21 protein-coding genes are annotated in these 24,307 nt (G+C 35.5%); 18 read left to right on the top strand and 3 right to left on the bottom strand.

Translation table 11 applies throughout. From position 1 onward, the window contains the following. Positions 1-168: 168 nt before the first annotated feature. The 12 genes from KO529_RS21990 (at position 169) to KO529_RS21935 (ending at position 18,878) form a co-directional block, all read left to right on the top strand. A complete protein-coding gene (locus KO529_RS21990; protein WP_215950013.1) occupies positions 169-2,145 on the top strand; it encodes a right-handed parallel beta-helix repeat-containing protein in 1,977 nt (658 codons plus the stop codon). Between the two features lie 22 nt (positions 2,146-2,167). Next, positions 2,168-2,326 carry a hypothetical protein gene (locus KO529_RS21985; protein WP_215950012.1) on the top strand — a complete coding sequence of 53 codons (159 nt, stop codon included), beginning with the start codon at positions 2,168-2,170 and terminating at the stop codon, positions 2,324-2,326. Between the two features lie 489 nt (positions 2,327-2,815). Beyond that, positions 2,816-4,792, top strand: a complete 1,977-nt coding sequence (locus KO529_RS21980) for a right-handed parallel beta-helix repeat-containing protein (protein ID WP_215950011.1) — start codon at positions 2,816-2,818, stop codon at positions 4,790-4,792. A gap of 1,135 nt (positions 4,793-5,927) precedes the next feature. Next, positions 5,928-8,876, top strand: coding sequence for a carbohydrate binding domain-containing protein (locus KO529_RS21975; protein WP_215950010.1), 2,949 nt, complete (start codon positions 5,928-5,930; stop codon positions 8,874-8,876). Positions 8,877-9,339: 463 nt separating this feature from the next. Next, positions 9,340-10,239: a hypothetical protein gene (locus KO529_RS21970; RefSeq protein ID WP_215950009.1), complete on the top strand. Its 900-nt coding sequence runs from the start codon at positions 9,340-9,342 to the stop codon at positions 10,237-10,239. Positions 10,240-10,482: 243 nt separating this feature from the next. Continuing rightward, positions 10,483-11,751: an ABC-three component system protein gene (locus KO529_RS21965; protein ID WP_215950008.1), complete on the top strand. Its 1,269-nt coding sequence runs from the start codon at positions 10,483-10,485 to the stop codon at positions 11,749-11,751. Then, positions 11,748-12,422, top strand: coding sequence for an ABC-three component system middle component 1 (locus KO529_RS21960; RefSeq protein ID WP_215950007.1), 675 nt, complete (start codon positions 11,748-11,750; stop codon positions 12,420-12,422). Before KO529_RS21965 ends, KO529_RS21960 begins: the two co-directional genes overlap by 4 nt. Next, on the top strand, positions 12,423-14,738 hold the full coding sequence (locus tag KO529_RS21955) for an AAA family ATPase (RefSeq protein ID WP_215950006.1): 2,316 nt from the start codon (positions 12,423-12,425) through the stop codon (positions 14,736-14,738). Between the two features lie 104 nt (positions 14,739-14,842). After that, positions 14,843-16,123, top strand: a complete 1,281-nt coding sequence (locus tag KO529_RS21950; protein WP_215950005.1) for a DUF2130 domain-containing protein — start codon at positions 14,843-14,845, stop codon at positions 16,121-16,123. Between the two features lie 75 nt (positions 16,124-16,198). After that, positions 16,199-17,650, top strand: coding sequence for a serine hydrolase domain-containing protein (locus KO529_RS21945; protein WP_215950004.1), 1,452 nt, complete (start codon positions 16,199-16,201; stop codon positions 17,648-17,650). Positions 17,651-17,780: 130 nt separating this feature from the next. Further along, entirely contained in the window at positions 17,781-18,500 is a 720-nt protein-coding gene (locus KO529_RS21940; RefSeq protein ID WP_215950003.1) for a hypothetical protein, read from the top strand. A 75-nt stretch (positions 18,501-18,575) separates the two neighbouring features. Then, positions 18,576-18,878 (top strand): hypothetical protein, encoded by a 303-nt coding sequence (locus KO529_RS21935; RefSeq protein ID WP_215950002.1) that lies wholly within the window; start codon positions 18,576-18,578, stop codon positions 18,876-18,878. 60 nt (positions 18,879-18,938) lie between these two features. On the opposite strand, the gene KO529_RS21930 is transcribed toward KO529_RS21935, so the two are convergent. Further along, positions 18,939-19,430: a heme-binding domain-containing protein gene (locus KO529_RS21930; protein WP_215950001.1), complete on the bottom strand. Its 492-nt coding sequence runs from the start codon at positions 19,428-19,430 to the stop codon at positions 18,939-18,941. Positions 19,431-19,628: 198 nt separating this feature from the next. On the opposite strand from KO529_RS21930, the gene KO529_RS21925 reads away from it, so the two are divergent. Further along, complete coding sequence (locus tag KO529_RS21925) at positions 19,629-20,000, top strand: hypothetical protein (protein ID WP_215950000.1); 372 nt, start codon at positions 19,629-19,631, stop codon at positions 19,998-20,000. Positions 20,001-20,110: 110 nt separating this feature from the next. Here the strand turns inward: KO529_RS21925 and KO529_RS21920 are convergent, their stop codons facing one another. Further along, positions 20,111-20,308: a hypothetical protein gene (locus KO529_RS21920; protein WP_215949999.1), complete on the bottom strand. Its 198-nt coding sequence runs from the start codon at positions 20,306-20,308 to the stop codon at positions 20,111-20,113. Between the two features lie 145 nt (positions 20,309-20,453). Between KO529_RS21920 and KO529_RS21915 the strand changes: the two genes are divergently transcribed. From KO529_RS21915 to KO529_RS21895, 5 genes are all read left to right on the top strand, one after another. Further along, positions 20,454-21,056 (top strand): TetR/AcrR family transcriptional regulator, encoded by a 603-nt coding sequence (locus KO529_RS21915; RefSeq protein WP_215949998.1) that lies wholly within the window; start codon positions 20,454-20,456, stop codon positions 21,054-21,056. Between the two features lie 54 nt (positions 21,057-21,110). Beyond that, positions 21,111-21,911 carry a haloacid dehalogenase type II gene (locus tag KO529_RS21910; protein WP_215949997.1) on the top strand — a complete coding sequence of 267 codons (801 nt, stop codon included), beginning with the start codon at positions 21,111-21,113 and terminating at the stop codon, positions 21,909-21,911. Next, the gene (locus tag KO529_RS21905; protein WP_215949996.1) at positions 21,908-22,294 is read left to right on the top strand and encodes a DoxX family protein; all 387 of its coding nucleotides are present in this window, start codon (positions 21,908-21,910) and stop codon (positions 22,292-22,294) included. The genes KO529_RS21910 and KO529_RS21905 overlap by 4 nt, the downstream gene beginning before the upstream one ends. Then, positions 22,291-22,692, top strand: a complete 402-nt coding sequence (locus tag KO529_RS23690; protein WP_215949995.1) for a MauE/DoxX family redox-associated membrane protein — start codon at positions 22,291-22,293, stop codon at positions 22,690-22,692. Before KO529_RS21905 ends, KO529_RS23690 begins: the two co-directional genes overlap by 4 nt. Positions 22,693-22,799: 107 nt before the next feature. Then, the gene (locus KO529_RS21895; RefSeq protein ID WP_215949994.1) at positions 22,800-23,726 is read left to right on the top strand and encodes a ketopantoate reductase family protein; all 927 of its coding nucleotides are present in this window, start codon (positions 22,800-22,802) and stop codon (positions 23,724-23,726) included. A gap of 386 nt (positions 23,727-24,112) precedes the next feature. Here the strand turns inward: KO529_RS21895 and KO529_RS21890 are convergent. After that, on the bottom strand, positions 24,113-24,307 hold a 195-nt coding region (locus KO529_RS21890), incomplete at its 5' end, for a hypothetical protein (RefSeq protein WP_215949993.1).

The raw sequence follows: 24,307 nt of genomic DNA, 5'->3' as shown, positions 1-24,307 counted from the left end.
CAATCCCAAACCATGTTACCCTCTCGTCAGCGCTTTTACTTTTTGAAACCAAAGGAAAACCGCTTGAGGAAATTGGTAACCTAAAATTTTGTAGTATGAAAAAATGGCGTAATTTGTCCTTGTCATTGTAATTTACAGTAGACGATCTTAATCTTTCAAAACAAAAAAATGAAAAAATTTAAGATCTCCAGAACCAGAATTCAAGGGGTTAGTCGTTGTACTCACGGCATTCCTATAATCCGTATTTCGGCCATCATTCTATTTGCATTGTTCAACCCTCTTAATTCAAAGGCCCAAACACATGAATACCATATTGCAATATCTGGTAATGATAAGTCTGATGGATTATTGAGTACACCGTTCAAGACCATATCGGCCGCTGCACAAATAGCTATGCCAGGCGATACAATTACCGTACATGAAGGAATTTATAGAGAAAGGGTAAACCCACTGAACGGTGGTTCAAATAATTTGAACAGAATTCTTTATCGAGCCGCTCCGGGCGAGAAAGTGATTATTAAAGGTTCAGAGATTGTTACTAATTGGAAAAGGGTAAAAGGTACCGTTTGGAAAGTAGAAATACCCAATACTACTTTTAAGGACTATAATCCTTATATAGATTTGCTTACAGGGGATTGGCTGGATAAAAAAGGGATGGAACATCATACGGGTGAAGTATTTCTTAATGGCAAATCACTGTATGAAAAGTCGTCCTTAAAAGATGTTATTACCTCGGAACCATATCCCGACTCAAGGGATAAAGAGGCCTCCATCTACACTTGGTATTCAGAAGTGGATACACAAAATACTACTATATGGGCTAATTTTCAAAAATTCGACCCTAACAAAGAATTGGTGGAGATCAATGTAAGGGAAAGCTGTTTTTATCCCGAGAAGACCGGGGTGGATTATATCACTGTACGTGGTTTTATTATGGACCAGGCAGCAACACAGTGGGCAGCGCCTACCGCTGAACAGATCGGATTGATAGGCACACATTGGAGTAAAGGATGGATTATCGAAGACAATTTCATCAGCAACTCAAAAACGGTCGGTATTACCCTAGGAAAAGATCGGGCAACCGGGCAAAATGTTTGGTTGAACAATCCGATCAAGGACGGGGCCACACACTATAACGAGGTTATTTTCAAGGCCCTGAACATCGGATGGTCGAAAGAAAAAATAGGCTCCCACCTTGTTAGGAACAATGTAATATCTGATTGTGGACAGGCTGGAATCGTGGGCAGCCTAGGCGCTGTTTTTAGCAAAATTTATAACAACCACATTTACGATATATGGACGAAGAGAACATTTGAAGGTGCGGAATTGGCGGGAATAAAAATCCACGCTGCAATTGACATGCTCATTAAAAACAACAGGGTCCATAATGCCGGTAGAGGTATCTGGGTCGATTGGATGGCCCAAGGCACTAGAATTACAGGCAATCTATTATACGATAACACTATACAGGATTTGTTTACCGAAATGAACCATGGACCGTGTTTGATGGACAACAACATTTGTTTATCAGAGACCTCGTTACGAGACTGGTCCGAGGGGGGTGCGTTCGTTCACAATCTTTTCATGGGTAGGGTCGAGATAGGCAAAGTGTTGGATCGTTCTTCTCCTTATCACATACCGCACTCGACGATGGTGGCAGGATTAAGGAACATCAACTTAGGCGATAATCGTTTTTTTAACAACATTTTTGTAAAACCTGAAATTGCCACGCTGGGTACAGAAGAAAATGTGGTTACTTTTTATGGACTGGATGGGTATAGAATAGCCGAGTTTGAAAATGTGGCTAACGGTAACATTTACTATAATAATGCAAAACCAGCTGAAAAAGAAACGGATTTTATAGAAACACAGACTTGGAAACCTTTAATAGAACTAGAAGAAAATGGGGATGAAGTATATCTAAAAATGGATTGGGACACTTCTATTTTTAATTCGATTACCACACCGGTTACCACCAAAAGACTGGGTACTACCATTATATCCGAAGCAATATTCGAGAATCCTGATGGAATGCCCTATCTGTTCGATCTTGATTTCCAGGGAAATAAAAGAAACCTGGAAAAACCCTTACCAGGACCCTTTGAAAAAATCAAGGAAGGAATAGGTACATACAAAGTTTGGTAATGAAGTGTTCAATATAAACGATATGGTGGAGGACAATTCTAAATTACATAAATATAATGCCATCAGCCCACAAATGGCTAAAGCATACAATAATGCCGGCTCCGCTTTAATGCATAAAGCTAGAGCAAAAGCTGAAGAAATGAAAGAGCAAAAGAAAATTAGAGCATTTATAATAATCTAAGGGCACAAGAAATTGAACTTTATAAATCAGCGTTTTATAATTTTAAAAAAGCAAACGAAATAGATAACATCAAATATAAAAAACTCGAAAATATAATAGGGATGCTTGGAAGTTGGGTAAACGAGTATGAATCGAACAAAAATTAACAAAGAATTGATGCTCTAGGTAATTTTGGTAATGAAGTTTTATTGAAAAAAATAGAGATCAGCCAACAATTTATCAAATAAAATAAATCTTGAATTTTATACAAAAAATAACGAAAGGCTAACAACATATAAAATTCATTGCTAGTTTTAGATACTTTGGAGAAACTTGGAAAATATTATTTATGGTAATTCCAAGTTTATTAAATTAGGTATTTAAAACAGCAACCAACAATACACGAACCCGTTACGCTTACCTACAGAGAGCCTACATAAGATGACAATGAAACTTAATAAAACAAAGCAAATCAACAGATCAATTCAATTAGTTCTACTACTCTTACTCATGTTTTGTACTGATCTTTATGGTCAGGAAACTTCAATACATATTTCTCCCTTTGGTAATGACCAATATAAGGGAACAGAAAAAAAACCTGTTGCAAGCATTGAACGAGCAAAACAATTGGTCAAAGAGATCATGATGAAACAAGTCCATTATGATACTATTCGAGTTATATTTCATGAAGGAACTTATAGGTTAAGCAAGGGAATAATATTGGACGCCGATGCATCTGGCACAAAAAAATCACCTATAATCTACCAAAGCAATAAAGGAGAGAAAGTTATCATTTCTGGCGCTATTCCAATTAAAGATTATAGTATGCTTTCCAATAATCATTTTTTGTACAAAAAAGCCCCTGAAATTGGAAGTAAAATTATTGAGATTGATTTAACAAAAACCGGACTATCAGAATTTAATAAGATTCGACTATCCGGGTTTGGTGGCCAAAACACTCCAGCTCCCTACACTTTAAGAGAACTTTACTTTAACGGAAAGCCAATGCCGCTTTCCAGGTGGCCAAATAATGGCTATTCCAAGTTCACACATACTGTAACAGACTCATTGGCAAGTAAGGAAAAAACAGGTATTGTTTATGAGGATGAACATATTTCTGGTTGGAAAGCAGAACCAAATATATTACTCCATGGTTACTGGAAATATTTGTGGGCCGATGCTTACGAGCAGGTTTCTGAAATTGATACCAATCAGCATATTATGTGGCTTACACCGCCCTATAACCACTATAATTTTTCAAAAAACAAACCTTTTGCAGCCTACAATATAATTTCAGAGATTGATGAACCGGGAGAGTGGGCATATGATTACCATAAGAAAAAAATATATTTCTATCCTCCAGGAGATATCACAAATGGAGCACTGGAACTTTCTGTTTGCGAAACACCACTGCTCCAAATTAACAATGCCGAATGGATTACAATTAAAGGCTTTCAATTTCAGATGGGCGCAGAAAATGGAATAAGTATCAATAATAGCAGTCAGATAAATATTCTGGATTGTGAAATAAATGGATTCGTTGGTGAAGGCATTAAAATGAACAATGGACATAAGAATACAATCTCTTCCTGCCATATTTATGATATGGGGCGGGGTGCTATTAGAGTGGCAGGCGGCAATAGAGAAACTCTTGAAAGGGCAGATTTTATTATTGACAATTGTCATCTCCATGATGTGTCGAGAATTGATCGTACCTACACTCCTGGAATATGGGTGGATGGAGTCGGCACTACTGTTAAGCATTCTAAAATTCACGATATTCCAAGTAGTGCAATGCGAATAAATGGAAACGATCATATCATTGAATACAATGAAATGTTCAAGGTTGTCACGGAGTCCGATGATCAGGGTGCCATTGATATGTGGGGCGACCCGACTTACAGAGGTAATGTTTTTCGTTACAATTATATTTACGATGTTGGGCCTGTTGGTCAGGATAAGATTAATGCACATACAGGTAGAGCAGGTATGAGGTTTGATGATGCCATATCTGGATCTTTGGTTTATTCCAATATATTCAAAAATTGTGCTGGTGGGCTTTTCGGAGCCATACAAATTCATGGAGGTAATCATAACCTAATTTGGAACAATCTATTCTATCAATGCAGTGCTGGCATCTCATTTACTTCATGGTCACAAGATCACTGGACCAATTACACCAAGAAATCTCTTGAATTCTTTGAGAAGAACCGATTTTTATTTATATCTAGATATCCCGAGCTTTTAGAAATATATGAGGATCTGAATATGAATTCTATAATTCAGAATGTCTTTATTGAATGTACCCAAACTACTTTGCGGATGCCTGACTCAACTGTATTTAAACAGAATCTGGAAATGGACATGGACAAGGAAATTCCTAATCTGGAGGAGGATGGTTATTCCCTAAAAAACATCAATGAAGCGGTAAATAAGATTAAGTTTGAATCCATTCCTTTTGAAAAAATTGGACTTAGAAAAAAGTAATACAAACTAAGCATAACATAAAATATAGTGCGTCTTGTTCCTGGTGTTTGCTCCCCTTGTTCCCCGCACCTAGCCTTTGGTGCTATGACAGGCGTACATTTACCAATTTTTCACAGAATTTTGTTGGGTGTATCTACGAAGATAAAAATGGAAACTCTGGACCGGTTCACAAAGGTCCAAGGAACGCAGATGGTTGCTTTCCCGTTATGATGAAAAGTCATTGTTAAATAAAAAGCCAACTGTAGCCAAAATTCGGACTGCTTTATCTTGCATTTAAATTTTTCACTAGAAATAGGAAACCTTGAGGAGTTCTAAGTAACAGGGAGGAATTCAGGGACCATGTTTAATTGTTGTGTTTCTGCAAAAATTGGGATTGAGATGATTTGTGGTGTGTTTTTTGTTTGATTTTATCTCTATTTATTGGGCATAATCGAATAAAACTTTTATTAAAATCATTCTTTCATTTTCTTTGCTTGTCCAAAGAAAACGAAACAAACCCGCCTTGACGTCGGGCAGGAGAAAAGACCCTTCTTCGCTATTTGGTCCCTATAATCGTTGGATTTTAGGGACCGATGCCATGGCCTAAATTATTTCCAAGGCTTCAATAATTCTTTACGGCCATGTCATCTCCACCACGGAAGAAGACCGACCTAACTAAGGACTTCAAGGACAATATTCAACGGTATTCAATAATGGTCAATGATTTATTGACACTATATAGGTTGACGGAACAAAGGAACGGCCTATTTTTATTTTAGTAGTAAATCAAGGGGTTTTAACACCGGGTGTAGGTAGGCGTCCATAGAGCATTTCACCTTAGTGAAAGCGGCCTGGACGCTGCGGCCGTTCAAAGTCCGTAGATTTCAAGAAAAGAAAAATCAGCCTAGCGTTTTTTGGTTCGTTTTTTGGGCGATGCAAAAAATGAACAGAACACGAACTCTGGGATAGTCTATCCTATCTTTATCCAATTCACACACAACTTTTGGGATTGATCCGAATTCAGTTTTTTTTTGGTCTGGAAACCTATGCAAACCCAACTCAAGCCCATGCTTTAAATAAGTTTTAATTCAACCACCCAAATTGGTAGTTAAAAAAAACTATTAACTATTTTGCACATTAGATAACCAAGAACCCAATGACAAACAATTACTTTTTTAATTTTCGATCATATTGTTTTACGCTGATAGTATTGAGTTTTGCTTTTGCAAGCTGTTCCCCTCAAAATATTGTACTGGAAAACGATCATTTTAAATATGTAATAGCACCTAACGGGAGGAATCTTGAGTTTGTTGATAAAGCAACACATAAAGATTATCTGGATACTGAATCAGGGTCAAAATGTGCTTATATATTCGTTGATGGACAAAGACATGATATCACCTCATTATCATTCGTAAAAGATAAATTTAAGATGGGATTTGGGGAGACCGGTGTTGATGTCGATATTCTAGTCAGTACCTCAAATGATCGCATCACTTTAAAGGTTGCATCAGTTTCCGGGGAAATTGAATCGCTCGTTTTTTTAAATATTCCCCTAACGCTGGAAGGCCAACCTTATGAACCTTTTACTGCATGCGCACTCTCCATGAACCTTTTCACACATGTCCGGCAGCTACCACCTTTACAGACTAATCTTTGGGCAGAATGTTATAATAAATTTGGAATCATAGGAGCAGAAGTGACCCTGCTAGGCCTTCCCCAACAGAAAGTACTTCCTGTTATTCGCGATGTGATCTCAAGTGCCAAAGATATCCCTTTTTCAGATGCAGGAGGGGCCTGGGCACTCACGAAAAAGGAAGGGTATGGTTCTTACCTGATGAACTTTGGCTCACTTACCGAAGAAACAGTGGACGAATGGATTGAGACCTGTCATAATTTGGGTTTCAATCAGATCGATAGCCATGGGGGCGGTAGTTTTTTTGAGTTCGGAACCTTTGATCTAAACAAGGAAAAGTGGCCAGATGGCTGGGATTCGTTCAAGCGGATCAATGAACGTTTACATAAGGCTGGAATTTCGCATATTTTTCATACATACGCCTTTTTTATAGACAAAAACTCAAGATACGTGACTCCTATTCCCAACAAAGACCTGGGATATGTGAATACTTTTACGCTTTTGGAACCCATTAATGAGACAGCTGATGAAATAGTCGTAAAGGAACCAACAACCAATATATCTACAGTCACCGGTTTTCATACGGAAAACAGTGTAACCCTAAAAATTGGAGATGAGTTGATAGAATTTACCGGGGTTACTAAATCTGCTCCTTATAAATTCACCGGACTCAAACGTGGGGCAAATGGCACAAAAATCTCATTACATGGCCTAAATGAAGTCACTTATCACCTGAGCGAAAGATTCGGAAGATTCGTCCCTGGACCGGAAACCCCCTTATTTGATGAAATGGCGAAGAGGCATGCAGAAATTGTAAATCATTGTGGTTTTGATGGTATGTATTTCGATGCCATTGATGGAAGCGCTGTACTTGGAGGGGAAGAAAACTTCTGGTATTACGGGACCAAATTTATTTTTGAAGTGGTGAAAAATCTGGAACGGCCGGTTGGTATGGAGATGAGTTCTATGTCCCACCACTGGTGGCATTACCGCTCGCGCTGGCAGGCATGGGACAGGCCTGTCCGTGGATATAAGCGTTTTATTGATATTCATTTGGCATCTATAAAGGCATCAGGGCTTTTTCTCCCTGATGAAATAGTATCTTATGAATGGGAACACGGTAGATGGCCCGGACATACCCCCATAATAGATAAATATGCCGGGGTTGATAAGGGACAAATGCAGCTTCCTCTCCATTTGGGGTGGTGGGGTAACCAGATCTGGGGGCCACCTCAGGTAGAGCCAACCTTTTCCGACGATATTGAATATCTTGGCAGCAAAATGATAGGTAATAATGCTGGGTTTTCACAATTGGGGGGAGTGGATAAAAAAACTTTAGAAGAAATCCCTCTATTCAAACAAGCTACAGAAATTATCAAGCAATATGATAAATTGAGACACGAAAATTACTTTGGAGAAAAGGTTAAAGAACTCCTTCGACAACCAGGAAAAGAATATAAACTTTTCCAGCAAGGAAATGACGAATGGAACTTTAAACCTATTGTCTATGACAAACACAAAGTTAAGGGCTTAGATCATTCTACGGCTAGCTGGACCGTAATTAATAAATTTAAAGCCCAGCCGATAAAACTCAGAATTGAACCGTTAATGTCTGTAAAATCCTATGACGACCCTTCCGGCATTATTTTAACTGATTTTTCAAAACCAACCGATTTTATCAACAAATCAAATGCAGAAGGAATCACAGGTCAAATAAGTGCGGCAGAAGAAAAGGTAGTAACGGGGGAAAAAGCAGCCATATTCTCTGCACAAAACAGTGGTGAGGCGCCGCAAGATGGTTCATACATTAATATGGAAAAAACTTTTGAGCCATTATTAGATCTCAGTAAAAATCAAGCGTTGGGGGTCTGGGTAAAAGGAGATGGCAATGGTCAAATTCTGAATTTGAGTGTGAGGAGTCCCATACACATCTCACATGGTGCCCATGGGGATCATTTTATCAAAATAGATTTTACCGGTTGGAAATATTTTGAACTTGTGGAGATAGAATCTTCAAAGATCAGCGATTATATCTGGCCAGATGATTCTCATTTTTATGTATATGATTCTTACAGGCACACGGTTCACTTCGGAATGATCGAAAGATTGCAACTCTGGTACAATAATGTTCAGGCCAATAAAAAAGTTAGCACAGTATTGGGCCCGGTCAAGGCATTACAAATGGTTCCAGGATTTGTCGAAAATCCGTCGATTACAATTGAAGGGGAAACAATTGTTTTTCCAGTAAGAATGGAATCGGGCATGTATCTTGAATTCTTTTCGGCCAATGATTGTAAGCTCTATGGATCCAAAGGGGAATTGCTCGCAGAAGTAAAGCCCGAAGGCTCAATTCCCACACTTGCAAAAGGCAGCAATGAAATTTACTTCGCTGGAAAAGGCCCAAATGAGATCAATGCTCGGTTACAAGTAACCGTTATTAGCGAAGGCGACCCTCTTGACAAAAATTAAATCACGTACCTTTCTTTTATAAATCCCCTAACCTAGCACAAGCGTCCCGCTTGTGTTTAAATAAACTTTACTCCAGGTCCTTGTGCAAATTTCAAGGAATATAAAAATGCGGTCTCATTTTTTGTCTTTGTCTTTTAGATCTTATAAAATTTGGTAAACAAGATACCCAAAGATTGGATTTTTGTTTGCGGTACCACCCCCACCTCAGGATTCGCATAAAATACCATTCAACGGATATATTTGGACTTTATCGATTTGCAAAATACCAAAACCAATATTTGCTAACTTAGAAGGTTAGAAACAAATCCCTGGTTGTAGTACTCCCCCCGCTGCCCAACACAGAAAATTTTATTGGATTAATAGGAATTATAGGACACTTAAACATATCTAGTTGCGGCCTAGTGGATTTATGGTATGCTATAAGTCGTATATCATCAATGATGATATCCAATTGTTGTACGCAATGACAAAAAATCAATTTGCCACAATTGTAATTTTTATAATGCTAATTGCTTGTAAAGAAAATACAAGTGATAAAACAGGCGCTATACCAGATTCAAAATTGGAAAAAGGACTTTCAGAACAAGTTCTATATTATGAACGGAATCCAAACCAAATCTTTAAAAGAACAGTTACGAAAACAGAGTTTGATAGTGTTTATTTTTATTACGATAACAGAGTACTTTTCAAAAATGGAAAAAAAACTAAAACAGGTAAGAAATTCGGAATATGGAATTTGTACGACCGCAACGGTATTTTAAGGGAAATTCGAGAATGGTTTGTCATTAAAGGTAACGAAAAGGCGAACAGAGCCTGGTTTCTGAATGAAAAAATGGACACTATAGCCTGGCGGACGCAAGATTCCATTTTTAAGCAGAAGGAGTTTATTAATGACACCATTAATTTTAGAAACACTGTTTGGGATCAGTTTATTTTTAACAAGGATACTATTTCACTATCCGAACCTATACGAGGCATTGCTTTCTGCAACTCAAAGTCGATACAAAATGAGGAAACAGCTAAAATAAAGGTTGTGATTGCCCTACATGACAGTATTAACTTTAATTCCGATTTTTCAAATGAAGAACTAATTAAAACTGTAACTTTTAATTGCCTATCGATTGACACACAAAATCAAAAATATTTTACTGATTCCGATTTAAATTATACAGCCGTATTCGGACTTCGATTCGACAGTCCTGGTGAAAAAATCCTAAGAGGCTATATGCAGGAGTATTCATACGGACCTTTTAAGGACAAAACGATTGACAGTATAATTGGGTTAAAACGTTATTTTGAAAAAAGGCTATACGTGAAAGGCACAATGGGAGAAAACACTGCGTACAACAGAACCTATAAGTAATGCGGGCTTGGTCTTTCATTCCAAGTTTTGTCTATATTTATGAAGTCGCAAAATCTTTCCGATTTTGCTTTTGAAATTTTAAAGTAAAAAGAAAACGTAAAGCTTTTGCTTGGTGCATGGAGAAAAGGCAAGTACAGGTCTATTCCCCCACTACTCATAGCTCAAGCGTTGTATGCCATTAATCTCAAACCAAAATCTTGAAAAAAAAACAATCTTATCAATCAACTATAGTTACTTTTTAAAATGGCAATTTTTGTAGACCCAAATACCATACACTCTGCCATTGATACATGGAGTGGTTTCATTTATCAAGGTAAAGTATCTCTTTATCATGTACTTGACTTACTAAATAAGGATAAAAATTCAAACACACATTTTTTACAATTGGATTCCTTGGAGGATTTTGCCGTATTGGACGGTGATGAGGACTTGATTTCATTACATCAAGTTAAGGCTGTAAATAACAGAACTTACAATCGCTACAGAGAAGACTTTGAGAAACTAGAACAAAGAAGAGCCACTTACCCATGTTCAGGTGCATTTTTTCACGTGGCAAAAGAAAATGAAAGAGATAATGTTGCACTTCAAGCAAATCATCCAAATATTGAGTTTTATGAATATTCAAATGGAAATTTGTATTGCGAATTGAATGAAATAGAAACTTTAATAGATGAGTTGATTTCTATTTTTTTAAATGTAAACAATTTACAGCATTGGAATAATGCTGTGAATATCGAAATCATTAGAAGTAAGCTAGAAGGTATAATATTTACTCAAGTAGTAAGCATTCATGCAATTAATCATCAACAAAATGGATTGAGAATATCTGAGGCTGCGTTCTACTGTACTATACCTTTTCAAAGTTTTATTAATGTTCTAAAAAGTAACCCAGAAAACGCACTTAATGATGATTACTATTTGGAAACAGCTAAAATAATGATCAATGATTGGTTTATGGAATTTGGAGACGAGCTTCAAGAACAAGGTCTTATGGTTTCCGAAAATGATAAGCTAAAGATGCAAAAGTACTTAGTGGAGATAAATGCTCTTTCGACTAATAAACTGTTGAAATTACTGAAGAACATTACTCCTCAAAGAAATGTGGAATTTAACAATTTAAAACAGTTTAATGAAAGCTTGCAAAAAAGTGATTTCCAATGGAGTTTCATTCAGGGGTTATTTGATCTAATATCATGCGCAAACGCTATGGAAAAACCTGTTTGGAGCTGTGATAGTGGTAAAAAAAATGCGTTGACTGGAATTAATGATCCCATTAGTCAAGTAAGAAGAATAGCACGAAGTATTAAAAAGAATATTTTGAATAATGATGTTGAATTACCTTATGAAATTGATCGGCTAATTACTTCAGAATTAGAGGTAGAATCTTTGAAAGATGCCTGGAACAATCAAAACAATTCTCCAGAAGATCCAAATGAAGGAAAAAACAACGTAACTAAGTGGGGAGATATTGAGCTAGTAATGTTAAGAAATATTAAAGATAGTATAAAATGAAGGAGATAATTAATGATGTTTTATTGGGGTCTTCTTTTGAAAGCGTAAAAAGATTCGAATTTGGAGAATTGTACCAAAATAGCCAAATTGATGTATTCTATTATTGGTTGGTAGTTCACACAGATACTTTGACGCCAGAATTAATAAGTTCATTACAAGATGAATATTTTGATGAGTGCAAGAAGGTGGTGGATTCACCAAGCTTCAATAAAAACACCTCATTATTAATTCTATATGAGACTAATCCTTTAGAAATAATTAAGGGGTTGGTACAACTAATAGAGGAAGATCCATATCAATTTAAAAAATACGTTATTCCATATACAAATGAGGCGTTAAGTGATTTGAAAGACCAAGTCAAAACTGAAATTTATAAAAATGTAAAACTTTTAATCTCGGATAATTCAGTATTCCAAGACTATAAATCGGATTACAATAATTACAACTGGCGTCATTTATTATATTCTGTAGCCCATAAATTGCCATTTCTAGAGTTGTTAATTGAGGAAAATCAATCTATCGCTAACATGGATGAAATGAGTAAAGAATTGATTGAACGGGATAATCTTAGGGAATACTATCTAAAACTAAATGAATTTATTGTGGGAGAAGATTTTATTAATCTGCCAGAATTGAATCTTAATGACCTAATCAAGAAAATCGAAGAGTAAATGTCTATACGTATTCAAAAATTAGAACTACAAAATTTTAAACTTTATAAAAATAAAATCTTCGATTTTAAAGATAATGCATTGACTGTATTTGATGGACCGAATGGTTTTGGAAAAAGCACTTTCTTCGATGCTATTGAATTGTTAATTACAGGTACAATAAGAAGATATGATGCTTTGGGTAATATTATTGATGGTAGAGAAAGAAGAGATGAAAATCCTTTCTATTATGAAAACGGAGATGGTACACCCATAATAATCAAAGCACAACTTTCGGTTAATGGTCATGAAATATGTCTGGCTAGAAAAAATAACGAAGTCAATAAACCTGTTGTTAATTTTGATGATTACAAATTGCATAGGCTGGATTCATTCGAATCAGAGTTAGGCGAAGACAATGAAATAGAAGATTCAGCATTACGGACTTATTTTGGAGAAAATATCAAAAGTGATTTTGAATTTATTCATTATGTAGAGCAAGAAGATACTTTTCATTTTATTAAACAAAAGAAGGAGAAAGACAAGAAGAAAAGTATCGACTACTTGTTTAATACTGGAGATTTTCAAGAGAGAATTGACTCAGTTAAAACTGTGCTAAATCGATTCAAGGAGATTGAAGGTGAGTTAAAAGAAAAACAAAAGCTAATCTTAGAAGAGAATAAGGAAATAGGAGATCAGTTAAAGACAAGTGATGAAGTTGAATATAAAGCATTATTTGAAAATAAAGAATTTATTTGGGATCAAGAGGAAATAGATTTTAGAAATACCAATTATTCTGACCTAACAAATGAAGATACTGGCATTTTAGTTAGGCTAGAAAAATTAGGGAAAGACAAGGAAAAGTTTGTCAGTTATTTAAAAAACGGAAGCATTCAAAGAATTCTTGACAATCCTGATTTAGAAATGTTCTTTTACTATTTCTACTTTCTTGATCGATATGATAAATTAACTGAACAAAGAGAGATTCGTAAAGATTTTAAATTCCTACGGATGAGCCTTGGTGAATTCAAGGCTGATTTAATAAATGATGGTGAATATTCCTTACCTGAGAATTTTAATTCAGATTATTTCAAAGTTGAGTTAGTTGATGCCTACCGGGAGAAATTAGATGAAATTAAGCGAGCAGCTAATAACTCTTCAACAATTCAAAAGATCTATTCAAGAGTTAATGAAACTAGAGAAGCTTTAGAAAAGCACCTACTTCAATTAAGGGAAAATGAAGTTGAACACACCGAATGTTTCTTTTGTGGAAGAGATTGGGAAACAATCGAAAATTTAGATAAATCAATTGAAGAAGAGAAGAAGGCTTTAGACGATATTAACAAAAATCTGGAAAATAATTTAGCAAAAAAGGTTAATGAATTTATCGAATTTACTGAAAACGAATTTATTCCAGATTTTGAGGAAAAGATAGACTCCTTTTTGTTTAATCCTGATTATTTCAAAGATGAATTCTTCAAACCAAATAGTGTAAGAAAAATTGGTAAAATACGTGAAGTTTTAGAGGAATTTTCATTTAACTATGTTGACCTATTGCCAATTGAAATTGTTTCATTTCCATCGCCTGAATTTAAAATCTTTAAAGAAGGATTAGAAAAAATAAAAGTTGATTTGGAATCATTCGACGGCGAAGAATATGAAGACATCTATAATGAGTACTTCAGTTCTAGCTTAAAAAAACTTGATTTATTTGTGTTGAACTCTATTCAGAACAAAAGGAAATATATTGACTGGAAACATTCTGTGTTTTTGAATGAAAAAGTGACTAATAACAATAAAAAGCTTGCTGAAATTGAAGAAGATTTAATAAAGATAAAAGAACCAACTAACAAAATAGAAAAGATTGGGGAAAGATTACAACAATCTTTAAATGCCTATAAAGCAGAGTTAGTTAAAGATGTGGAATTATTATTTCATATTTATTCTGGAAGAGTGATGCAAGATTTTCACATGGGATTAGGATTGTTCATGGTTGATAAAGGAGATAAAATAAAGTTTGTCACTTCTCCAAACAAATCTTATGATGCTGTCTTCTCCATGAGTACAGGTCAATTATCTTCTTTAATACTATCATTTACATTGGCATTAAACAAGAAATACTCAATAAGTAAATTGTTGTTCATAGATGATCCTGTACAATCAATGGATGATATTAATACGGCAGGCTTCATTGATGTTTTAAGAAATGATTTTAAGGATAGACAAGTTTTTGTTTCTACCCATGAAGAGATGATGTCTTCCTTTATTAGATATAAATACAAAATGTTTAATATTAGTTCACAAAGAGTGGACTTAAGTAGCAATGTAGTTGTTTAAGACTAATACTTTAATAATAAAACGGGATACAACAATACCTATACGCAATGCACTTTGGGATACTGCGCATAGCCGAGCCAGAGATACATTTAAACAGTCAAAACATGAACGAAATTATATGTCCAAATTGTAAAAAGGCCTTTAAAGTAGATGAGGCTGGTTTTGCCGATATTCTTAAACAAGTTAGAGACCATCAATTTGAAGAAGAACTAAACAATAGGCTTACCCTTGCCGAGCGGGAAAAGGAAAGTGCCGTTAAGCTTGCAGAGGCTAACATTAGAAACTCATTACAAGAACAGCTTGCCAAAAAAGATAATGAGCTAACACTACTAAAAGCTAACAGTGATGCCGACCTAGCTGATAAGTTGGCAAAAAAAGAAGCGGAAATTGCGGAAATGAAATCCAGAATCCAAAATGCAGAAATGGATAAAAAACTGTCGGTCTCAGAGGCGGTTAAAATCATTGAAAAAGAACGTGATAATCTTGCTAATAATTTGAAGATTAAAGAAACCGAGTCTCAGTTACTTGAAAAGTCGATTAAGGAACAGTTTAGCAACAGACTTATCGCAAAGGATGAAACTATCAAAATGAAAGACGATGAAATTGCTCGTTTAAAAGACTTTAAACAGAAACTTTCTACGAAAATGGTTGGCGAAACCTTGGAACAACACTGTGAAACGGAATTCAACAAACTCAGAGCAACCGCTTTTCAAAACGCCTACTTTGAAAAAGACAATGATTCCAAAACTGGCAATAAGGGCGATTTTATTTATAAAGAAACTGATGATGCCGGTAATGAAATCATTTCCATTATGTTCGAGATGAAAAATGAAAATGATGAAACTGCTACAAAAAAAAGAAACGAGGATTTCTTTGCTAAACTGGACAAGGACCGCAAGGATAAGAATTGCGAATATGCCGTTTTAGTATCGCTCCTGGAATCAGAAAATGAATTCTATAATACTGGAATAGTTGATGTTTCACATAGATTCGAAAAAATGTATGTAGTACGGCCCCAATTTTTCATACCAATAATAACACTACTGCGTAATGCGGCAATGAATTCCTTGAAGTACAAAGCAGAACTAAATTTGATGAGAAATCAAAATGTGGATATTACCAATTTTGAAGAAAAGATTGATGCCTTTAGAAAAGGTTTTGCCTATAACTACGATTTGGCAAGTCGCAAATTCAAAACTGCCATTGATGAAATAGACAAAACAATTAGTCATCTTCAAAAAACAAAAGATGCACTGTTATCATCGGAGAACAACCTACGCCTGGCGAATAATAAAGCGGATGATCTAACCATAAAAAAATTGACCCACGGTAATCCTACCATGAAAGCAAAGTTTGATGCACTTTCGGATAGGTCTGAAGAATAACCGATATTTAAGTCATACTAAGGTTAAATCAATATATGGTTTAAACCACCTTACTTAACGAAAAGTTTAAAAAAAATGAAGTACACCTATTTAACATTAGTCTTTTTAATCCTAATTTGTGGGTGTAAGCCTTCCGAACAACTGGTGGAAAAGAAGGAGAGCAAACAAGATGTACTAAATTTTCTGTTCCAAGATTATATTGGCGAAAAGCCAAGCACAAGTTTCGTGGTCATAAAAGATGGTGAAATAAAAGAATGTCAAAGCTTTGGATATGCCGATTTGGAAAATAAAATCCTTGCCACCTGTGAAACCAATTATAGACTGGCCTCTGTAACAAAGCAGTTTACAGCCATGGGAATTTTGATTTTAATAAATCAAGGAAAACTAACTTATAACACCAAACTCACAGAAGTAATTCCTGAGTTCCCGGAATATGGGAAAGACATTACTATAAAAAATTTAATGTCGCACAGATCAGGTTTACAAGATTACGAGAAATTATATACAAAAGTAGGAGAAGAACAGCTTGTTGATAAAGATGTACTTAATCTTCTAATAACGCAAGACAGCCTTTTGTTTCCAGCAAATTCCAAATACCAATACAGTAATTCCGGTTATGCCGTTTTGGCGATGATTATAGAACGGGTTTCTGGCAAAACTTTTAAAGAGTTTATGGATAAGGAGATTTTTGAAAAAATAGGAATGACCAATAGCACTGTTTACCAAAAAGGCCTACCCATTAAAAATCGTGCCTATGGGTATACATTCAATGACAGCATCTATGAAAATATAGACCAAAATACTTGGTCGGCCATATTAGGTGATGGTGGTATTTACTCCTCTGTCAGGGATTATGTGCATTGGGATAGAGGTTTATATAATGAAACCCTGGTAAGTACAGACTTGCTAAACGATGCGTTTTCCAATTGGGATGAAAATGGAAAAACCGAGGGTAAGGGTTATGGTTTTGGATGGCGAATTTTTATAATAAATGATAGAAAGTATTTAACCCATGCTGGTGGTACCACAGGTTTTAGAAATTTTTCTGTACGGATTCCTTCGGAAAAAATTACAGTAGTCATATATACCAATACCGAAGATTATGATGGCCTGGACCGTAAAGCCTATTTCTTGGCAAGTTATTATTCCGACGGTAAAATCCCTGTTCCAGCGGACATATTACTTCAAAAAGACATTGAAGAAAATGGAATAGAAAATATTACAAACAAGTTTAATCAACTAAAATCCCACCCTACTAAATTTGATATTGTAGAAAAGGATTTAGTCAGTTTAGGTTTTAGTTATTTGAAAAAAGAACCCGAAAAAACACTAAATGTGTTCGAGTTGGTTAAAACAAATTTTCCGAATTATTTTGGCGGGTATTTTGGATTAGCGCAATACTATAGAACAAATGGAAATAACAAAATGGCGGTTGAATATTTCAAAAAAGTACCTGAATTAGCAACAAGCGATGACCAACGTCAAATTGATTATGCCAACAAAATGATTGTACAACTGAGCCAGTAAAACTTTGTAAAGCCATTACACACCATTAGCTGCTATGACATATAAATTATGCCTATTCTTTGGTGTTATCTTTCTCCTTGGGAGTTGCGCCAACAATAAAGGTGATGATTTTAGGTGCGCGCCAGAACCAATGCCAAAGTACGAATATAGAGCAAGCATAAGCGGAGAAATGACACCTCAAATGGATTCTATTTTAAGGATAGAAAAAAGAAGAGAAGTCTTTAAACCCTGTAGAATTTACGCTTTTGATGCAGCTTTTTATAGCGCATCGAATAAATTAATCTCCAAGGAGCGTATTTTATTAATGGCAACGGGGAAGCGATGGGAACATAATCCTGAAAAACAGGACGAGATTCTGGTAAAATATGAATTTGACAAGGAGTCTATTGATAGCATTAATTTATATCAGCTTAACAAGAGCGCTGTTTCCGATGAATGGTGGCAAACGGTAAGTACAGGAATAAGAGAGAATGTGGAAGAAATATGGATGCATCCATTCAGGTCCAACCAATATAACTTCACAGAGGTGGCACCATTTCCCCAAATTAAATTTCCATTGAGCGTAGGAAAAAAATGGAATGACAACACTATAACATTGCAGGAAGGTTGGGGAGATTGGTCACATATGAATGTAAGAAGTACCTTCGAAATACTTTCCAAAGAAACAGTACAAACAAACTACGGTGAGTTAGAAAATTGTTGGAAAGTTAAAGCCGTATCAAACTTTGACCTCGGCCAATCTGAAGTGACCTTTTGGTTTCATGAAAGATTTGGGTTTGTCAAATTGAACTATGTGAATTATGGAGGCCAAAAACTAAATATTGAGTTAACCCAAATAACAGAAAACTAGCATTTAACAGCGTGCCCTTTTCATTGCTCGTTCTCCCCTATTCAAAAGTCAACACTGAATAAATTCACTCATACTATGATCTACATAACACAACTTATTTACGTTATAGCCGGACAGGAAGAAATATTTCATCAGTTTGAGGATATTGCTATTCCCATCATTTTAAAATATAATGGTAGACTTACACTAAGAATAAGACCCTCCGAGGAATCCATAATTGAAAAAAATATGGAGAAACCTTATGAAATTCATTTGGTGGAATTTAATACCCAAGAAGACTTTGACAATTTTAAAAAAGACGAGGAGCGAAGAAAGTTCCTGCACTTAAAGGAGAAGTCGATCAAATCCTCTATCTTGATCCAGGGAACAAAATTATAGTAGCTGATTAATTCCCCCTTTTAACTTACAAAGGGGGCACATTATAAAAACAGGGCCTTTTTAAAAGGTTTCGGTGGTATCTATTTCTTTCACCACTTTTTGCTGTGTCTCCTTTGCCCAGTCGGCTATACGCTGGTATTGTTCGTTGGTCAGTTTAGCTTCCTCATGCAGTAAAAGGTAAGATTTAAGCGGCATGCTCTGCTCTTTCATGACCGTATGAAGTGATTCAAATTTCTTGACCGCAATATCCGGTGGATTGGTGGCGAATTCGGAAAAATTCAAAGCCTGTTTGGCATTCCTAATATGGCTGTTCATCCACCAACTTATGGGTTGTATATTATAATACCACGGATAATCTTCGGTATAATTGGAATGGCAATTATAACAGGCCACGTACAGATCCATTTGGATATCCATAGGCACTTCATACTTATCCGTTATGTCCACATGGGTATCGGCATCGACATAATTTTTTTCAGGATTAAACACAGGAAGTTGGAGAATCAGGAAGACTATAAATAACGCAAGGACAATCTTTAACCAAGTATTCATAATATCATGTTCAAAAAAGGTGCGGTTTTTAAGAAAAATAGCCACAAGTGCCTTTACCGTTGAACTAAGCTAATAATTTTTTTTAAACTTTCTGGGAAACATTTCCGGCCATAGCCCCATAATTTCTGTACAATTATTCCAATTTCTGCCATTTTAATCGTACTTTTAGAAGTAGACCGTTTAACAAAATCATATACTATGAAACATACAAAAACTCCTTATTTCGGATTATTATTGACGGCTTTCCTTTTTATTTTTTCAACCAATGCTTTTGCTCAAAGCAGTAAAACTATAAAAGGAGAAGTTTTGGACATGTCTTGTTATGTTACGCAAGAAGCTACGGGACAGGGCCACAAAAAATGTGCCCAGGCCTGTTTGGATAAAGGATTACCTGCCGGAATTCTCGGTGAAGACGGAAATGTTTATCTTTTGGTAGAAGACCACAGTGCAGCTGATGCCTATAAAGAAGTAATTGCACACGCTGCTGAAAAGGTTGAAGTAACCGGAAAAGTAATCGATAAAAATGGCGTAAAATCTTTGGTCGTAGAAAAAGTTACGGTAAAAGGATAGACCGCAAATGTTTTTAAACTTATTCAAAAGCAGTTCTTTCACAGAACTGCTTTTTTTATGCAATATTTTCCCATTGTTTAATTTGAGGCATGTTATTTTTAATAAACCCCTTATTTCCCCAACCAAGTATCGAACCAATTAAAAGCATCGGTTTGCATCTGTATATCAAACTTATGTCCGCCATCATAGAATTTACCGCTATACCTCTCAGGATGGCCGGCTTTTGAAAAGACCGTAGCGAGAATGTCATCGGCTTTCTTCATTTCGGGCAGGGTATACAATTGGTCATGGTTATTGCTCTGTACCATTATATTGTGTAAAACTAAAATAACAGCGCATCAAATAAATAATATTTGGCCAAAAATGGACCCGAAATTGGCCATAACCCATACAATTTACCATTGGCAATTTGTTAAAAAACATACCACCTGTACTTTTTTTGTATATTTGCGTATGCAACAAGAATTAAAATCCCAAATAACCAAGCAACACATTGTGCATGAAGCATTTAAGCTGTTCTATGAAAACGGGTTTAAATCTACTAGCATTAATGATGTAATGAAAGCTGCAAAAATGACCAAAGGGGCATTCTACCACCATTACGAAAGCAAACAACAACTTGGATTAGAGGTTATTGAACAGAAAATTTTAAAGCGGATTTACGATGGCATGATTTTACCTTTAACAGAACCAGGTAACGCCATGGAAATATTGGAAAACATTTTTATAAATAGAATAAGGTCCTTTCCCTTTTATGAAAAGCAACATGGATGCCCAATGAACAACCTGGTAAATGAAATAGGCAATTATGAAAGCAGCTATCAACTTGCTTTAAAAAACATTGTGGAAAAATGGAAAAATGCACTTGTTGTTCTTATTGAAAAAGGCAAGGATCAAAACGATATTAAAGAAGAGATTCCAAGTGAAGCCGTAGCAATTTATTTGATTAGTGCTTTTGAAGGCATTAGAGGAATTAGAAAGTTATATGATAATGATATTATTCTTGATCAGTATATTTCTGGTTTATCATTATACCTAAGTCAATTAAAATCATAATTTTTTTTATCAAAAAACATACCACTAGGAATGTTTTTAACACCATTACATACTATGAAAAACAACAGAAGAAATTTTATAAAGAACACCGCTTTAGTAGGAATAGCAGGTGCAACAATTCCTAATTATGGATTTGCAGGAACCAAAGAAAACGATATGGAGACAAATGCGTTAATGATAAGACCCAAAGTATTATTTTTTGATGTGAATGAAACATTACTAGACTTAACAGCTATGAAAACAAGCGTTGGTAACTTACTGGGAGGAAGACCAGAATTATTGCCGTTATGGTTTACCACTATGCTACAATATTCCTTAGTCTCTACCGTAGGCCGCCAATACAATGATTTTGGAATAATTGGCGCTGCAGCCTTACAAATGGTAGCCGCAAACAATGGTATCTCCATTTCGGAAAAAGAAGCTAAGGATGCCATTCTGGGTCCAATCCGTTCCTTACCGGCACATCCAGAAGTAAAAGCTTCTTTACAACAATTAAAAGATGCTGGATACAAACTGGTCTCCTTTACCAATTCATCAAATAAAGGCGTGAAAACACAATTTGAAAACGCTGGATTATTGGACTATTTTGAAGAAAGATTAAGCATTGAAGAAATGGGAAAATTTAAACCACATGTCGACGCCTACGACTGGGCCGCAAGGAAAATGGATATAAAACCTTCTGAAAGCCTATTGGTAGCCGCCCATGGTTGGGATATAGCCGGTGCACTATGGGCTGGTTGGAGAGGAGCTTTTATTAGTAGACCAGGTGCTCAATTATATCCTCTTGCTCCAAAACCAGAAATCAATGAAAGTAATCTGGAACTAGTAACTAAAAATTTAATTGGTTTAAAATGATAAAAATAGCAAGTAGAATCATAAATATTATCTCAATGGTGGCAATGGGTTATTTTGCCATTCCTAAACTCTTGGCCAAGCCTATGAGTGTTGCAGGGTTTCAACAGTTTGAAAATGCTATACAAATCAATGCTGACTTTTTCAGGGTATTCACAGGCATAGCTGAAATTAGCATGGTTTTATTCATCCTTTATTTTTCAATTACACAAAAAATAAGGGTAGGAATATTTGCTTATGCCTTTCTACTCATTACAATGATTTCCGCTTTGATATTAGAGTTTTTTGCAAGACCCGAGCCTAAAATGTTACTGGTAATCATTGCGATTTTGCTCGCATTGTTTTCCGTTTATCAATTATTATACTTAAAAAAACAAACGAGATGATATTATCTAATTTAAATAATAAAACCCTCGCCATACATTTATTCCGAATTTCATTTGGCATAAATTACTTTTTTCATGGCATAGTAAGAATCCCAAATTTGGATACGTTTGTTACAGGAATGCAAAACACTTTTCAAGATACGTTACTACCAAGTTTTCTGGTAACATCTTTGGCATATGCCATTCCGTTTGCCGAATTCATTATTGGGCTACTATTACTCCTAAATAAATTCACCAGAGAAACGCTAATTGCCACTTTTATTCTAATGAACATATTGGTCATTGGAAGCTCTTTTGCTCAAAAATGGGATCTTGTAGGCTTACAGTGCACTTATATTGGGTTTCTGTTTTTACTGCTGTATTTTATGAATGACAATCTAAATTTAAAAAATAAATAAAGCAACATAACTCTTAACTATAAAGTTATTATCGCAACTAGTTCTTCTAATAGGAGCTGTTGGGAGCAACAATAATAACAATATTCAACTTTAAAAAATAATACGCGATGAAGATAGGAATTTTAGGAATGGGAGGAATTGGTAGTTTCATTGGGGCAAAACTTACTAAGCACTATGAAAATGATAAGGAGACGAAAGTAATATTTATTTGTCGCAATAAAACAAAGGAAATCATTAACAATTATGGACTTTCATTGATCACAGACGATGAAATAACTAAATCTATACCTTATTTGGCATCCGATAATCCTGATGAAATTGGATTACTCGATATACTGATCGTTGCCACAAAATCATTTTCGTTAGTTGAAGCTATTAGAAAATACCAAGATTGCCTCAAAAAAGAAACCATTATAATTCCATTACAAAATGGAGTGAATGCAAAAAATATAATTGAAGCAAATATTAATCACGACAGCTCAAAAATACTTGAAGGTTGTATTTACATTGCGTCAAACATAGAAAAACCAGGAGTAGTTAAGCACCTTGGTGGACCAGGAAAAATATTTTTCGGAAATAATGACGATTTAGATTTCGAATGGGTCGAGAAAATATTGGTTAAAGGAGGTTTGAATGCCGTTTACACCAAAAATATCAAAGAATTATTATGGAAAAAATATCTATTTGTTTCACCATTAGCTGTTATGACCACAGCGCTTGATATAACATTTGGAGAATTGTCCGAAGATTCAAAATATATGGCCAAACTCGAAAACATGATGTTAGAAGTACAAGAGTTGGCTGACAAATTCAATGTAACTTTGACCGAGAAAGACATAGAAGATTCATTGGCAATGCTTTCGAATTTTCCCTACACATCCAAATCGTCTCTTCAATTGGATTTTGAAAACCAAAACAGTAAAACGGAAAAACATAATTTATTGGATTATGTTATAAAAAATGGTAAAAAGTTCGGAATTAAAGTAGATAACTACGAAGAAATGAACGAAAAAATAACTGCGACGAATAACTAATCATATTTGTGGCCGTATACCCGAACTGGGTTAACTCATCGGTCAGAATCAGGATCAGCCCCGCTAGAGCGCGCGTCACGCCTGCCTGACGGCGAGGCAGGCTCGTACTGTAATCAGTGTCTTTACCAGTGTCTCCCTTCTTTTTGATGGTTAGGCCCGCTGTGCAAAATCGCAGCTGTATAAAGGCTTCCGATTTATGGATACCCCTAGAATCAGGTACTAGTTTTAATGCCAATTGTTTTCGCCATTCTTTGGAAATTGTCGTGAATACTATAAAAGGCACGAGCGCGACGCTCGCGCCAGCGGTGGTTCTTTCACAGAACTGCTTTTTTTATGCAATATTTTCCCATTGTTTAATTTGAGGCATGTTATTTTTAATAAACCCCTTATTTCCCCAACCAAGTATCGAACCAATTAAAAGCATCGGTTTGCATCTGTATATCAAACTTATGTCCGCCATCATAGAATTTACCGCTATACCTCTCAGGATGGCCGGCTTTTGAAAAGACCGTAGCGAGAATGTCATCGGCTTTCTTCATTTCGGGCAGGGTATACAATTGGTCATGGTTATTGCTCTGTAC

This window comes from Arenibacter algicola (assembly GCF_018860365.1).
GTDB lineage: Bacteria > Bacteroidota > Bacteroidia > Flavobacteriales > Flavobacteriaceae > Arenibacter > Arenibacter algicola_B.
This window is presented reverse-complemented; position numbering and strand designations above follow the sequence as displayed.